Raw genomic sequence first — 15,600 nt, 5'->3', positions numbered from 1 at the left:
CCATCAGCAGACAACAAAATGAAAACATGCCCGGAACAGATTTGATTTTTTCATTCTGCAACTCGTTCATCAGCGATTCGAAGGCAATGTTTTCACAGCTATAATACACTAGACAGTTTGCCCGTAGCTTTCCGCAATTGATATCGCGCCTTCTGATATTCGTACACAGAATTGGCATAGTTCAATTTGGCACGGGTTAAAGCGAGTTGCGAATTTAATACATCCAATTGAGTATTCATCCCCTCATCATACATCAGATTTGCCAACCGCAATGCTTCCTGAGCTAAATCAACAGTCTGTCGAGCAGAGAGGTATTTTTGACGCGCCTCTTGAAATTTATTGTAGGCCATTTCGGCTTCCGCAGCAATCCCATCATACACCTGTTTTTCGGAATCGAGCATCTTTTTGAAATCCAATTGTGCTTGATGGAACTGGGCCGCCGATTTGAAACCCTTGAATAACGGAATTTGGAGGCTCAATGAGGAAGTAAAGCCTTTGCTGAAATCATCTTGTCGAAATTTATAATCATTTCTCATCGCCATATAAGAATAATCGGTCTGGAAGAACAACTTGGGGAGAAAATTACTTCGTGCCAGAGCAATTCCTTTCTGGGCCATGTATTTTTGCTCTGATAATGCCCGCACAACTGGTCGATCCTTTAAAGCCAATCGCTGAATTTCCTCCAAGGGCATATCGCCGAACTCATCATTGACATACTCCAACTGTCCCTGCACCTCGATCAGAGCCTCGCGCTTTAACCCAAGGATCGTCTTTAACTGAGTCAAAGCGGTTTGATAATTGTTTTTCGCAGCGATCAACTCTGGCTGTAAATTGGCCGCCTCAACCTCAGCCCGCATCTTGTCAAACCCCGATGCCATACCAACATCATATTTTTTGATCACATTCTCGAGATTCGCCTGCGCTTGCGCCATCGCCTCCTCCTGGACTTTCACCAGTTCCTTGGTGAGCAGACAAAGATAAAATGCATCAGCCGTTTGGTAGATCAATTGCTGGCGCTGTTCCTCGAGATTCAGCTCGGCAGCATCGCGCGCTGCCATGGCGACCTGAACCCCCGCGATCCCTGCACCTCCCAAAAATAATGGCTGGGTGACACTGGCACCATAGCGAAAAGTATTCTCAATACCAAAAGCGACCCTAACGTAGTCAGGATAAAGCTCCAGCCCAGGCGTTCCTGGAGGCAACATCATTTTAATGAAATTCGGGATCACCGTCTCCTGGATGGCCCATGCCTTCTGGAAACTGACCGAACCATCCAGATGCGGCAGAATATTGGAAACCGACTCCCAAACGCCAGCTCGAGCCTTCGAGAGCTCCTTCTCCGCCATCCGAATGCTTGGGTTATTTTTTAGCGCCAGATCCACACTTCGATCTAAATCTAAAACAAGTACCTCCTGACTATTCCCGATGATCGGCAAAAGCAGCACAGTAATCACGGATAAAATTAAAACCCTCTGTTTGAATATCATTCCGACCTCCCATAGATCATCTATTAAGCAAATTCGTTTAATAACCAAATCTTCATTAAGCAGACAAACCGAAGAATTTTGTTGCCAACCATCCGCTCAAACGATCCGTTCGACAAAAGCCTTGTTGCAATCTCAGATTGATAGTCACTCTTCAGGGCCCGATTAGCGGATGATTGATACAAAAATATCGCTCAGATCGCGCTCAAGCATTTTCGCAAAGTTAGGATGAATTGCAATCCCTATTCATTTAAACCCTTAAACAACAACTCAATCAGCTCTTCCGCTAATTGATCAGAAAGGATCTGCTCAGCGCTGTTCAACTGGTTCATCAGGAAATGCAATAGCACTGCGCCGATGACGTGGACTACCAATTCTGGCCGAGCACTGGGACCAAATTCACCAGAATCGATCCCTTGCTGAATCATCTCGGCAAAAATTTTGGCGTGAGCTGCCACTTCTGACTCAAACCCATCCAGGCATGGCAGTTTCTCATAATGGGTGAAGACCTGCAATACAAACTTCGTCAATTCAGGATATTGAAGGCTGATCTGAAATCGTCGTTTAAGCAATTCTATTAGCTTTTGCTTCATTGGGATTTTGAGCGCTGCAATTTGTTTTAAATCTTCCAAATGATAATTGAGCGCTTCCTGAATCAACGCTTTATAAATTCCTTCTTTGTTCCCAAAATAATAATAAATGGTTGGCTTGGTTACATTGGATAACTCGGAAATCTCCCGCATAGAAACGCCGTTGAAGCCTTTTTCAGCAAATAGTTTGGCAGCCGCTTTGAAAATCGTGGCTTTCGTTGAATTATCATTGTCTATTTTTAGCTTGATATTTTGCTCCATACCAATATTTCTACCTAACGGTAAGTAAACATGCTCATCAAAAAAAATTGCAGATCATTTTCGGTCCACAAATTTGCCAACTGTTACGCCTGAGCGCCACGAAAGTTTCAAGATATTTTGGATAATTTTTCTGGCTTAAAATATTTTTTCTCCCCTCAATCTCTTCAGCACCCTTTCAATATAACCTGATGCCTAAATCCATTGTTGACCGGGAATGATTATAGCTGGATGAATGCATAGCTTATGAAATCTACAAAGAATCCGAAGGATGAATTTTCAATTTGGAGCAAGTAAAAATTTCCTGTTGATTATCGATGAGATGTAACCGCAGGGACCTCGCTAAAAAAGATAGGTCCATCATTGGCCTTTCATGTTTTTTCAGCATCCAAATTGATAGTTACATTTTATGTCACGGTGGGTGAGAATACAATCCACACAACAATCAGGGAAGGTTAAATCAAACAAGTTTGGGCTATTCTGGCTTCTGAGATTCAAAGGATGGCCTGGGGGACTTTCAAACACTCCCCAGGCCTTGCAAAGACAATTTTTTGTGGATCAGCTCCGTTTGATCAAGACCTCCTGCTCATATCGCTTTATTTCCTCGATTATGCTTGTTCCAATGGGAACATTATTGATCAAACAATAATACTCCCACACTGCACCAAAAGGCAAAGTCTTGATTTCCTCCAATAGGGCAAGTCGGGCGAAAAGGTCGCCACGATTTTCGTGCTCCCGCAATTTTGCAGTGGGCTCCAATAGGGCAAGCAACAGACTTTTCTGAACTGCTCGAGTTCCGATGACGTAAGCTCCAATTCGATTCATGCTGGCATCAAAGAAGTCCAGCGCGAAATGAACCCGATGAAGCGCGTCTGCGCGGATGATCTCTTCAGATACTCCTTTTAACTCATCATTTAAAATGACCACATGATCGCTATCCCAACGAACCCCACGGCTCACATGCAACAATAATTCATTGGAGAATTGCAGGATCGCAGAAATTTTGTCAGCGATGGACTCAGTGGGGTGAAAATGTCCCATGTCCAAACAGATCATTTTGTTTCTGGAAATACCATAATCAAGATAAAATTCATGGGAACCAACGACATAAGATTCGCTTCCAATGCCAAACAGCTTGCTTTCGATGGCATCTTTCATTTCGGTCTCGGGATAATGAATCGCAAAAATCTCATCCAAGGACTGTTTGAGCAGCGCGCGATGGGTCCAGCGATCAACTGGGCTATCTTTGCTGCCATCGGGGATCCATAGATTGTGAATACAGGAGCTATTCAATTCCCGCCCCATAAATGCGCTGATCTCCCGGCAGCGCTTCACATGTTCAATCCAGAATTTACGGATTGCAGCGTCTTTGCTGCTCAATGTGTAACCCTGACTGGCTTTGGGATGAGCAAAACAGGTGGCATTAAAATCCAATTTCAGTTGATGATGCCGAGCCCAGTCGACCCAACCTTGAAAATGCTCTGGGCGAATCGCATCACGATCAATTCGCTTGCCACCGAACTCGCCGTAGATGGCATGTAGATTCACGCGGTGGTAGCCCGGAATCAATTTTAGCGCTTGAATTAAATCTCGGCGCAACTCTTCGACATTTCGAGCCTTGCCAGGGAAATTACCAGTTACCTGAAGCCCGCTTCCAGCCAGAGACGCATCTGGTGCTTCGAAACCTCCAACATCATCGGCCTGCCAGCAATGGATTGAAATAGAAATGTGACGTAGCTGTTCAATTGCACGCTCCGTATCAACGCCTAACTCAGCATAGCGCTGTTTCGCGATCTCGTAAGCTTGTTCGATTCGAGTTGATTGATCCATAATTTCTCCTTGCTGTTTGCGAGGGAATTTGCCTAGGTTTAAGACACAAACGGTCAAAATATACGATTTTTTAGTATTCGGATCAAAGGCTTTTTTGCTTTTTTTCGATATTTCACAGCAAGCCAAAATTTGCTTGCCAATTCAATGTTAAATTTTCGATGAAAGTGTTGAATCTTTACAAAAAATTTCTTATTATAATCTATCTATCAAATCGATTTCCGTAGTACTATAGGTGCTCATTTGACAATGGAGGAGGAAAAATGCGAACAAGATGGATGTTTTTTGCCGTAATTCTGTTGATCTTTCAAGTGATGACACTATTTGGTGGGGTGAAGACGATGACAGGGCCAATTCTGATGCCAATTCCAGCCACGATCAAGATGACAAGCGACAAGTTTGTCCTCTCTGATTCATTCTCCGTAGCAATTAGCGGCCATGCCAGCCCGAGGCTTCAACACGCTACAACCAGAACGATGGCACGATTAGCAAGGCTGACAGGGTTATTTCTACCGAGGGACTTAATCATAAATAATGATCCCAAAACAGACCAAGCCAGCCTAATTGTTCACTGCCAAAGGCCAGGGAAGTTAGCATTGCATGAAAACGAAAGCTATAGACTGTTGGTAACCAATCGGACGATCGAGTTGAGCGCTGAAACCGATTTAGGAGTTCTGCGCGGGCTAGAGACCTTGCTTCAATTGGTTATGGCAGATTCTAACGCTTATTATCTGCCTGGCGTCGAAATCGAGGATGCGCCGCGATTCGTCTGGCGCGGACTATTGATCGATGTAGGGCGTCATTTTATGCCAGTTGATGTCATCAAGCGCAATCTTGATGGCATGGCAGCAGTGAAAATGAATGTCTTGCATTGGCATCTCACTGAGGATCAAGGTTTTCGGGTAGAATGTAAAACCTTCCCCAAATTGCACGAGCTTGGTTCCGATGGTTTCTACTACACCCATGAACAGATCAAGGAAGTTATTGCCTATGCTGCTGAGCGTGGTATCCGAGTGGTGCCCGAATTCGATATGCCAGGTCACGCGACAAGCTGGTTTGTTGGCTATCCAGAATTAGCCAGCGCACCAGGGCCTTATCAGATCAAGCGCACCTGGGGCATCCACGATCCGGTCATGGACCCAACCCGCGAATCCACCTATCAATTTTTAGATAAATTCTTCAAAGAAATGGCAACGCTGTTCCCCGATGAATATATTCACATCGGCGGAGATGAAAACAATGGCAAACAATGGAGCGCTAATCCTCATATTCAGGCGTTCATGAAGAAACATAACTTCCGCACAACGGCTGAACTTCAGGGACATTTCAACCGTAGGATTCACAAAATCCTTGGCAAATATGGCAAAAAAATGGTGGGATGGGATGAAATATTTGAATCAGAATTGCCTAAGGATATCGTTATTCAATCGTGGCGGGGTAGAGAAAGCTTGTATGAAGCGGCAAGAAAAGGCTATCGCTGCTTGCTGTCCAATGGCTATTACATTGATCTGATCCAGCCCACCGATTACCATTATTTGAACGACCCGCTTCCCAGCGATGCCCCCATTTCAGAATCCGAACGATCGTTTATTTTGGGCGGTGAAGCCACCATGTGGTCGGAGTTCGTTTGTGCCGAGACCATAGACTCGCGCATCTGGCCACGAACCGCAGCTATTGCTGAACGGCTATGGTCGCCAGAGCACATCCGAGATGTGGAGGATATGTACCGACGGCTTGAGACAATGAGTTTTCGACTCGAACATTTGGGTCTAACGCATGATAAGAATTATTTAATGATGTTGCGTCGCTTAGCAAATAATACAGATTTTTCCCCACTAAAAACTTTGGTTGATGTCATCGAGCCAGTCAAAATTTACACTCGAGGTCAATTGCGGCAATATACATCGTTTTCACCGCTTACTCGGGTGGTAGATGCGGCTCGCCCTGATGCCAAAGTAGCTCGCCTGTTCCGAAATCGAGTGGATAGCCTGCTCGCTAATCCCAGCTCAGCAAACGGGCTTTGGCAAGCTATCAAAAACGATCTTGTCCTCTGGCAAAACAACCATGAACTCTTGAAGCCGATCATCGCAGGATCTCCCATACTCAGAGAGATTGAAAGCCTATCTTATGATTTGTCACAACTGGCAACTGTTGGTCTGCAAGCGATCCATTATCTCGAAACCGGCCAACTAGCTGATCGCACTTGGAAGGCTAATAGCCTCCAAATAGCTAATCAAGCCAAAACCCCTCGCGGCGAAACCGAGCTTATGATTATCTCCGCGATCGAAAAGCTGATCAACCAGGCAGCTCGCGACACAAATTAATTATAGAATTTTTTAAATGAATTGCATCGCCACTGATTCCATCGCTTCATGCGATGGAATCAGTCTAAATCTGAGACGCAGCTCCTTCCTTCAAAAAATGAAGTTGATTTCCACAAAATTCAAAATCTGGATCATTCCAATCAGAGCCCAGCGGAAGGACGAATCTTTAACATTCATGGAATCAAAAAAAGAATCGAATTTCCTGCCGTCAGCTGGTGGGCTGGAATGCAGGAATTAGCACCTTTTTCAGAACTCTAATAATAAATCTTCAAAAGGCCAAATTATGACCCAAAATCTGAATGTTGATCTTTCGGGAAAAACAGTACTCATTACAGGTGCTTCTCGCGGCATTGGGAGGGCTATTGCAATACGCTTTGCCGAAAACGACGCTCGGGTAATTGTCCACTATCACAAAAATCAGATGGCTGCGGAACAGACACTTGCCAAGTTAAAACCAGGCGATCATTTTATTGCATCGGCTGATATCTCCGATCCTATGGCAACAAAAGCAATGGTGGATGCAGTGCTCTCCAAGACGCAGCGCATCGATATTCTGGTCAATAATGCTGGAATCTTCGAGGAAGCGCCGATTGCAGAGCAAAGCTATGAAGAATGGCAGAATAAGTGGCAGCGAACCATTGCAACAAATCTCATTGGAGCAGCCAATGTTACCTTTTTGGTTGCAAAAAATATGATGCAGCACGGCGGCGGCAAAATCATCAATGTTTCCAGCCGAGGCGCCTTTCGCGGTGAACCTTTGGCTCCCAGTTACGGCGCAAGCAAGGCCGGGCTCAACGCTATGAGTCAATCGCTGGCTCAGGCCTTGGCGCCCTATCATATTTTCGTTTATGTAATCGCTCCAGGATTTGTTGAGACCGAAATGGCGCGCTCGGCGCTCCAAGGCGAACGCGGCATTGAAATTCGAAAACAAAGTCCGCTTAATCGAGTCGCTTATCCTAGCGAAGTTGCCAACACCGCCCTGTTCTTGGCTTCAGAGGGGATTGATTTCCTCACTGGATGCATTATCGATGTGAATGGTGCCTCTTATTTAAGATCTTAGGCTATCAAAATCATCAAGACATATATCTTTTCTGGCAATTTGATTTAAAACCGGGTTGGATCAAAAAAACTCAACGATGATTTCTTATTTCAATTTTGCATCATCTATAAGCCTTATTATTGCAACCAAGTTCAAAGAAACATCTCTCACTTGATTGTGGAGATTTTCCCTAAAATTCGATGGATGCTGAGGAGTAATTTCACAGAGGGCGCTTTTTTTTAATTTTTTCCCTTGACTTTTTTAATTTTTATTTATATTATTAAAGCCTTAGTTTTGGGAAAAGGAGTGCAATAACTCAATATTTGAGATTTGACCAAAACAGACGATTCAGCTAACGCATTCAATCAATCGAGGGCAGAACGAATGAACTCCAATTGGGGTTGGAGCATAGTAGTTTCGTCTCTTCATTTCCATCATGCTTATCTTTTTTTAATTTCCCCTTCCTTTTTCCTTTTAATTACTCGTTCACATGGAGAATTGAACCGATGACTGATCAGTATCTACCCATCCTGCTCATCGTCATTATTTCCACTGCCACTGCTGGGCTGATACTTGTATTAAATGCGTTATTAGGCCCAAAGCCGAAGCATCGCAAGGATTTTCCATCAAAATACACTCCGTTTGAGTGTGGTTCTGATTTGCTCCAGGACAATCAAAAGCGAGTGAGCATTCGATTTTATTTACTGGCGTTACTATTTGTGCTTTTCGATCTTGAGGGAATTTTGCTCTATCCTTGGGCAATTGTCGGGAGGTCATTGGGCTGGCTCGGCTTAGTAGAGATATCTGTATTTTTAGCATTCTTGTTAATCGCTTTCTTTTGGGCATACCGAAGAAAAGCGCTGGATTGGAGGTAAATCGAGCATGTCAGAAATCGAAATCCCGGATAACATTATTACCACCAAATTGGATCAATTCATCGGTTGGGCGAGAAGTTATTCGCTCTGGCAATACGTTTTTGGCACGGCCTGTTGTGCCATGGAGTTTATGTCCGTCAGCGCTGCCCATTACGATACCGATCGGTTTGGTGCTGCCATGCCGCGATATTCCCCGCGACAGGCAGATATGCTGATGGTGGTGGGAACGATTACCCATAAAAATGCCCCGGTTTTAAGGCGGGTGTGGGAGCAGATGGCGGAACCTAAATATGTTGTGGCAGTTGGCGCCTGTGCAGTGAGCGGCGGATTTTATCGCAATTACGCAACGCTCCAAGGCTGCGATCGGGTCATCCCCGTCGATGTCTATATCCCTGGCTGCCCGCCACGCCCCGAGATGATACTCGATGGTATCATGGCGTTGCAGGAAAAAATCAGAAAATCCAAACAATATTTATAAAATCGAACCGCGAATTATTCTAACTACGCGAATTAATGATTAGCGAAATTCGCTTAATTGGCGTCATTCGCGGTCCAAAAATCAATTCAATCTTTGAAAAGGAACCAAGCCGAATATGGCACAATACTGGTTATTGAAAGACGACCTGAACGATTTTTTTGAACAATTCCCACAGGCCGAATATTACGAAGAGTTCGAGCAACCGAACATCCGAATTCCTGCCAACGACTTACCAAAAGTATTCGATTTTTTTAAAAATCATAAAAAATATCCAATGGATATGCTGCTAGATATTACAGCCGTGGATTATTTAAGCAGCGACTATGCCGAGCGACCCAATTTAACTGGACGTGAAGAGGACTTGTATTCTCCGACTCGGTTCGATGTCGTGTATCATTTCTATTCAGTTTCCACAAATAAGCGCGTCAGAGTCATCACCAGTTGCGGGGGGGAACAACCCGAGGTGATTAGCAGCTATCCCTGGTGGCAGGCGGCTCATTATTTAGAACGAGAAGTTTGGGACATGTTCGGTATCAAATTCAGTGGGCATCCTGATTTGAGACGCGTTCTGCTTTACGAAGAATTCGAAGGTCATCCATTACGAAAAGATTATCCAGCCCGTGGAGAACAACCTCGATTAGCATTACGAAATCCGGAGCAAAACAATGGCAGCGTTTGAAATCCCTGCAAAATATAAAGTCGAAGAAGTTAAAAAGCGAAAAGAAATCCTGGAACTACCCATCGCAAGTCCGGGCGATGAGCCAATTAAGATCAATCTGGGCCCGTCGCACCCAGCCATGCACGGTACCATCAAGATGATCGCAGAGTTGGTCGGGGAGACCGTTGTCAATATCGATGTTGAACCCGGTTTTCTCCACCGAGGCTTTGAAAAAATGATGGAAAATCATACCTATGCCTCGGCACTCCCCTATACTGACCGTTTGAATTATGTTTCGGCGTTCATCAATAATTTTGGGTATGTGGCAACTTTAGAGAAGCTGTTTGGTATTGAAATCACCGAGCGTTGTGCCTGGTTAAGGACATTGCTTTCGGAACTATCCCGAATTACAGATCATTACACTTGTCAGGCAGCGATATGTAGCGAACTCGGTGCGATGACCCCATTTTTGTATTTTATGCAGGCTCGTGATTGGATTTGGGAACATTTCAATTGGGCAACTGGAGCGCGGCAGACCTATAGTTTTGCCCGCATTGGTGGGCTTGCCAGGGATATTCCCAGCGAATGGCTGGATAAATGCAAAGAAATTTTAAAGAAGAACATCCCGCTCTTGAAGGACATTCACGGTCTAATGGATCGGAACCGCATTTTCCTAGATCGAACCCAGGGCGTGGGCGAAATCAGCAAAGAAGATGCAATCAATGCGGGAATCACAGGACCGTTTTTGCGCTCCACGGGAGTAGCCTATGACGTACGCAAAGCTATGCCATATCTCAAATACGATGAGGTAGAATGGGAAGTGCCTGTCGGCAAATATGGCGACAATTACGATCGCTGGTACGTCCGCATGCGGGAGATCGAGGAATCAATGAAAATATGCTTTCAATGCATTGAAAAAATGCCTCGTACCGGTCCATTGTTCGCCGATGGCTATCAGGCACACCTGCCCGATAAATCAGAAGTCTATACCACCATCGAAGGATTGATCAAACATTTCAAAATTATTATTGAAGGTCCAAAGCCACCAAAGGGCACCATCTATCATTGCGTCGAGGGCTCGAATGGGGAATTAGGCTTTTTCCTCGTCTCAGATGGCTCTGGCACCGCTTATCGACTGCATGTTCGCGCTCCAAGTTTTATGATCATGGGCGTGCTGGACAAAATTATAATCGGTCATCAATTAGCGGATATCATCCCCATTTTTGGGACGGTAAATATGGTTGGTGGAGAATGCGATCGTTGAGTTAGATTTTTGTATCTTTTTCAAAAAATCTTTGACCGCTACTCTCGCTAATTGGGGCGAATTGATTTTTATCTATTAAATGGCCGATTCGCAAAATTATAGAGATTGGTGAAATTACCGGTCCGGCACCTCCCCTGAAAATTGGCACTTGATTTTTCAAATTTGGTTATAATTTGGTTTTTGTCATTTGTTATTTCACTTAGTAGCCATAAAAAATTAAAGCGCTAAGGAAACATATGGAATTCACTCAGGCTGAAAAAAAGGAAATCGAATACTTACGAACACGTTATCCAGATTCGCGCTCTCTCACACTTCCTCTGATGTGGATGATTCAAAAAAGATTCGGATATGTTCCAGACGAGGCGATTTATCTCATTGCTAACGAATTGAACATTCCCCCGATTTGGGTGGAAGAGGTGCGATCATGGTATTCGATGTTTACCAAGAAAAAAGAAGGCAAATATGTTTTAGAAGTTTGCAATAATATCTCTTGTTCATTATTAGGAAGCCAGGACATTATTAATTATCTCTGCCAAAAATTGGGCATCAAAGTTGGTGAAACGACTCCGGATGGCATGTTCACCATTAAGACCGTGGAATGCCTGGGCTCATGCGGCACAGGTCCCATGATGCAGGTAGGCGAGAATTATTATGAGCTATTGACCGAGGAGAAAATCGATAAAATTTTGGATGATTTAAGAAACGGTAAAGAACACGAGCAGCAGCCACAGGAATTTCCTGAGTACAAATAATAATGCGATTACCTGCGTTTGAAACGAAAATGGTAATTCAAATTTTTAGGTATAATAATGGATGATGTGACAAAATATGAATTAAAACTTGAAAACATCGGTCAGATAGCTGAAGCGACACTCTCTTTTGGTGACCTGACGGTTCTGGTTGGACCTCAAGCCACAGGTAAGAGTATTGCCCTTCAATTGTTAAAATTGATAGTTGATACAGGTCATGTATTTGAGGAACTAAAAAAACACGGATTGGATTGGTCAAGAAAGCTGGATGAATTTCTAGATATTTATTTGGGCGAGGGGATGCGCCGAATATGGCGTGAAGGCGAGAGTGCAATAACCTGGCAAAATAAAAAAATTGATTTTTTAAAATTGGTCGGCAGAGTTCCAAAATCCAAAATTGAAACCATGTTTTATATTCCTGCTCAACGAGTACTAACGTTGCGGGATGGTTGGCCACGACCTTTTACTGACTATTCTCCTGGCGATCCTTATGCGGTCCGAGAATTCAGTGAAAAGCTACGCCTTTTACTGGAGCAGGAGTTCACTGCAGCGGAAGGACTTTTTCCTCAGGAACGGCGGCTTAAACGAGAATTACGAGAATTATTAACACAGGCGTTTTTTCCTGGTCATGATTTGCAGATTGCTCGTTATCGTTCGCAACGCCGGCTGGTGCTTCAAGCGGGAAAGTCTGAGGAAAATTTGCCGTTTATGGTATGGTCAGCGGGCCAGCGAGAATTTGTACCTTTATTGCTGGGATTTTATTGGTTGATGCCACCATCCAAAGTGCCACGGCGGGAGAAGATCGAATGGGTAGTCATCGAAGAACTGGAAATGGGGTTGCATCCCCAGGCAATTTCGGTAACAATGCTGATGGTATTGGAACTACTCTGGCGGGGCTATCGAGTATGTTTGTCAACTCATTCTCCCCATGTTTTAGATGTGGTGTGGGCGCTACAATCGATCAAGAAACACCAGGCAGATTTTCGTTTGGTATTGGATATTTTTAAAGTGAAAACAACTCAGCCCATGCAAGCAGTGGCAGAGGCTGCGCTTAAAAAAGCTATGCAGGTCTATTTTTTTGACCGAGAAGGTCATACGCACGACATTTCCCAGCTCGATCCTGGCTCGAGCAATGAACTTGAATCAGGTTGGGGCGGAATTAGCGAATTTAGCGGTCGAATCGCCGATGTTGTGTCTCAAGCGGTGGCTCAAGGGGCAGCCAAATGAAATTTAAGGAGGCTGTCTTAAATGCACTTGCGCTGGCGGATGCCTATCGCCCTGGATTGCAAGCATTGAAACGTGCCGATATCGAGCACATAACCTGCACTAAGCCTCGTGAACTTGCAGGCAGTGTAGATGTGGATTCGGCGCTATCTGAAATTCAACCTAACGAGCCACGCTGGGATTATGCAGTTGGTATTAAACATGACCTGATTTCTGACAAGGCGATCTGGATTGAAGTGCATCCAGCTTCTTCAACGGGCGAAGTTAATGTGGTAATAGCTAAACTTCGTTGGCTAAAATCCTGGGCTGCAGATGCTGCGCCAGATCTTCTGAGGTTGACCCGTGAATATGTCTGGGTTGCTACTGGTTCGGTCGCATTCTCTCAAGCCAGCCCTCAACGGAAAAAACTGGCAAGCGCAGGTATCAGGTTTGCTGGGAACCGATATACAATATGTTAACATGAAAGTCGTATAACAAGTTTTGTTTTGTATCATTATCCCAAATTATGAAAAAGTCCGTAACCTTCTTAGTGGACAATGGTTCGAAAAAGCTTTAGCATGAAGAGATAACTATGCCAGATTTGAAAATCCTTCTTAATTATGAGAAGAACGGAAAGAGCCATACTTTAGAAAGCTATCTCAAACGGGGCGGCTACCAGACCGTCACCAAAAAATTGGGCCAATACAAACCCGAACAGGTTGTTGACGAAGTCAAAAAAAGCGGCATTCGGGGACGAGGCGGCGCTGGCTTCCCTGCGGGCATCAAATGGTCGTTCCTGCCGAAAGGGACAGACAAGCCGATCTATTTGATCTGCAATGGTGACGAGGGCGAGCCTGGCACGTTCAAAGATCGGGTAATCCTCGAAGAGAACCCGCATCAGCTTATCGAGGGAATTATCATCAGTGCCTATGCCATTCAGGCCAAACATGCCTATATCTACATTCGTGGCGAATATGGTTTTGCGCTGCGCCGAGTGCAGCAAGCCGTTAAAGAAGCTTACGAAGCAGGCTATCTGGGCCAGAAAATCAAAGGCACGGATTACGTTTGCGAGATCACGGTTCACAAAGGTGCTGGTGCTTACGTAGTCGGCGATGAGACGGGTTTGATGAACTCCATCGAGGGCAAGAAGGGCCAGACCCGAAATAAGCCGCCGTTCCCTGCCATCGAGGGCCTCTATGGCTGTCCCACGATCATCAATAACGTCGAAACCCTGGCTTCGATACCTTACATTGTGGAGCACGGTGGCGATCATTACAAATCGATTGGAACGGATAAATCCTCTGGCACCAAGCTGCTTTCGGTGAGTGGCCATGTGCGCAAGCCAGGCGTTTACGAGGTCGTCATGGGCTATCCGTTCATGGAGTTTCTCAACAAAGAATGCGGCGGCGTTTTAGGCGGCAAAAAGCTCAAGGCCGTCATTCCAGGTGGCTCTTCCACTCCCGTGCTGCGACCTGAAAATTGTGAAAATATGACCATTGATTATGAATCTATTGCTGCAGCAGGTTCCAGCCTGGGTTCTGGGGCAGTCATTGTGATTGCCGAAGGCACCTGCATGGTCAAATTATTGGAGGTGCTGACGCATTTTTATTACCATGAATCCTGCGGACAGTGCACCCCTTGTCGGGAAGGAACTGGCTGGTTGTACAAAATCGTAAAACGAATTGAGGCAGGCCAGGGTAGAATGGAGGATATCGATCTATTGACCAGCATCACCAAGCACATTGCATTTCACACCATCTGCCCGCTGGGTGATGCGGCCTGCGGACCAGTGGATAGCTTTGTTAAGCGGTTCCGAGAGGAATTTGAGGAACATGTGAAAAAAGCGAAATGCCCGTTTGGCGGGAAATTTGAACGATTCCAACAGGTAATTGGGTAATTAGGTAACTGGGTAATTGGGTAATTGAGTGAAGGTGGAACATCCTACTTAACTAACTCAACTACTTAACTCACTTAACTCTATCAATGAAAAACCAAAACTGAAAAACAATAGACAATATGAAAGACGTGACGCTAACTGTTGATGGAAAAAAGCTGACCGTTCCCGAGGGAACACTGATTATCGATGCCTGCGAGCAGAACGGGATCTATATTCCCCGATTTTGTTACCATAAACATCTCACCAAAAGCGGAAATTGCCGCATGTGCCTGGTGAAGATCGAGCGCAATCCCAAGCCGCAACCGTCGTGCATGACGCCTGTGGCCGATGGGATGATCGTGTACACCAACACGCCCGAGATCGCCCAGATGCGTAAGGCCATGCTGGAGTTTATTCTGATCAATCATCCGCTGGATTGCCCCATCTGCGATAAGGCGGGCGAGTGCATGTTGCAGGATCAATACATGATGTTCTCGGGGGACAAATCCCGTTTCAATGAAGAAAAAGTTGCCAAAGAAAAGCTCTACATTTTTAGCGATCGCATTATTTATGATGCCGAACGCTGCATCGCCTGTTCCCGCTGTGTTCGGTTTACCAGGGAAGTGTCGAAGACCAATAAATTGGGATTGGTCGAACGGGGCGATAAAACCTACGTTTCCCTGGCTCCAGGCGATACCTTTGATGATCCATACAGCTATTGCGTCACCGATATCTGTCCCGTGGGTGCTTTGACCAGTCGCCAATTTCGATTCAAAGAGCGAGTGTGGAATCTGCATAAAACCGACTCCATTTGTGCAGGCTGTTCCAGGGGCTGCAACATCATCATTGAGACCAAGAACAACAAAATTTATCGGGTTCGACCTCGTGAAAATCCCAATGTCAACAAGTCCTGGATGTGCGATTTCGCCAGGATCTATTATATGAATCCGATTAAAAACCGAGCAACTGGGGTGC

The 15,600-nt window shown here is 45.0% G+C and carries 14 protein-coding genes; 11 read left to right on the top strand and 3 right to left on the bottom strand.

Annotated features, from left to right (window positions below; all coding sequences use genetic code 11):
• Positions 1–98: 98 nt before the first annotated feature.
• From ONB37_18530 to ONB37_18520, 3 genes are all read right to left on the bottom strand, one after another.
• On the bottom strand, positions 99–1,487 hold the full coding sequence (locus ONB37_18530; protein ID MDZ7402159.1) for a TolC family protein: 1,389 nt from the start codon (positions 1,485–1,487) through the stop codon (positions 99–101).
• A gap of 239 nt (positions 1,488–1,726) precedes the next feature.
• Entirely contained in the window at positions 1,727–2,335 is a 609-nt protein-coding gene (locus ONB37_18525; GenBank protein ID MDZ7402158.1) for a TetR/AcrR family transcriptional regulator, read from the bottom strand.
• A gap of 555 nt (positions 2,336–2,890) precedes the next feature.
• Positions 2,891–4,162, bottom strand: a complete 1,272-nt coding sequence (locus ONB37_18520; protein ID MDZ7402157.1) for an L-rhamnose isomerase — start codon at positions 4,160–4,162, stop codon at positions 2,891–2,893.
• Positions 4,163–4,422: 260 nt separating this feature from the next.
• Between ONB37_18520 and ONB37_18515 the strand changes: the two genes are divergently transcribed.
• The 11 genes from ONB37_18515 to ONB37_18465 form a co-directional block, all read left to right on the top strand.
• Positions 4,423–6,483 carry a family 20 glycosylhydrolase gene (locus ONB37_18515; protein MDZ7402156.1) on the top strand — a complete coding sequence of 687 codons (2,061 nt, stop codon included), beginning with the start codon at positions 4,423–4,425 and terminating at the stop codon, positions 6,481–6,483.
• 283 nt (positions 6,484–6,766) lie between these two features.
• Positions 6,767–7,543 carry an SDR family oxidoreductase gene (locus tag ONB37_18510; GenBank protein MDZ7402155.1) on the top strand — a complete coding sequence of 259 codons (777 nt, stop codon included), beginning with the start codon at positions 6,767–6,769 and terminating at the stop codon, positions 7,541–7,543.
• 485 nt (positions 7,544–8,028) lie between these two features.
• Positions 8,029–8,397 (top strand): NADH-quinone oxidoreductase subunit A, encoded by a 369-nt coding sequence (locus ONB37_18505; protein ID MDZ7402154.1) that lies wholly within the window; start codon positions 8,029–8,031, stop codon positions 8,395–8,397.
• 7 nt (positions 8,398–8,404) lie between these two features.
• Positions 8,405–8,875, top strand: a complete 471-nt coding sequence (gene nuoB / locus ONB37_18500) for an NADH-quinone oxidoreductase subunit NuoB (protein ID MDZ7402153.1) — start codon at positions 8,405–8,407, stop codon at positions 8,873–8,875.
• A 115-nt stretch (positions 8,876–8,990) separates the two neighbouring features.
• Positions 8,991–9,554, top strand: a complete 564-nt coding sequence (locus ONB37_18495) for an NADH-quinone oxidoreductase subunit C (GenBank protein MDZ7402152.1) — start codon at positions 8,991–8,993, stop codon at positions 9,552–9,554.
• The gene (locus tag ONB37_18490; GenBank protein MDZ7402151.1) at positions 9,541–10,797 is read left to right on the top strand and encodes an NADH-quinone oxidoreductase subunit D; all 1,257 of its coding nucleotides are present in this window, start codon (positions 9,541–9,543) and stop codon (positions 10,795–10,797) included. The genes ONB37_18495 and ONB37_18490 overlap by 14 nt, the downstream gene beginning before the upstream one ends.
• Before the next feature lie 236 nt (positions 10,798–11,033).
• The gene (gene nuoE, locus ONB37_18485; GenBank protein ID MDZ7402150.1) at positions 11,034–11,549 is read left to right on the top strand and encodes an NADH-quinone oxidoreductase subunit NuoE; all 516 of its coding nucleotides are present in this window, start codon (positions 11,034–11,036) and stop codon (positions 11,547–11,549) included.
• 57 nt (positions 11,550–11,606) lie between these two features.
• The gene (locus tag ONB37_18480) at positions 11,607–12,773 is read left to right on the top strand and encodes an ATP-binding protein (protein MDZ7402149.1); all 1,167 of its coding nucleotides are present in this window, start codon (positions 11,607–11,609) and stop codon (positions 12,771–12,773) included.
• Complete coding sequence (locus ONB37_18475; protein ID MDZ7402148.1) at positions 12,770–13,228, top strand: hypothetical protein; 459 nt, start codon at positions 12,770–12,772, stop codon at positions 13,226–13,228. The genes ONB37_18480 and ONB37_18475 overlap by 4 nt, the downstream gene beginning before the upstream one ends.
• Before the next feature lie 113 nt (positions 13,229–13,341).
• Entirely contained in the window at positions 13,342–14,646 is a 1,305-nt protein-coding gene (gene nuoF, locus ONB37_18470; GenBank protein ID MDZ7402147.1) for an NADH-quinone oxidoreductase subunit NuoF, read from the top strand.
• 119 nt (positions 14,647–14,765) lie between these two features.
• Positions 14,766–15,600 (top strand): 2Fe-2S iron-sulfur cluster-binding protein (locus ONB37_18465; GenBank protein ID MDZ7402146.1); only part of this gene is annotated, 835 nt, incomplete at its 3' end.

The sequence above is a fragment of the candidate division KSB1 bacterium genome, from assembly GCA_034506395.1.
Classification (GTDB): domain Bacteria; phylum Zhuqueibacterota; class Zhuqueibacteria; order Thermofontimicrobiales; family Thermofontimicrobiaceae; genus Thermofontimicrobium.
The sequence above is the reverse complement of the archived record's forward strand: the minus strand, read 5'-3'. Positions and strand labels throughout refer to the sequence as shown.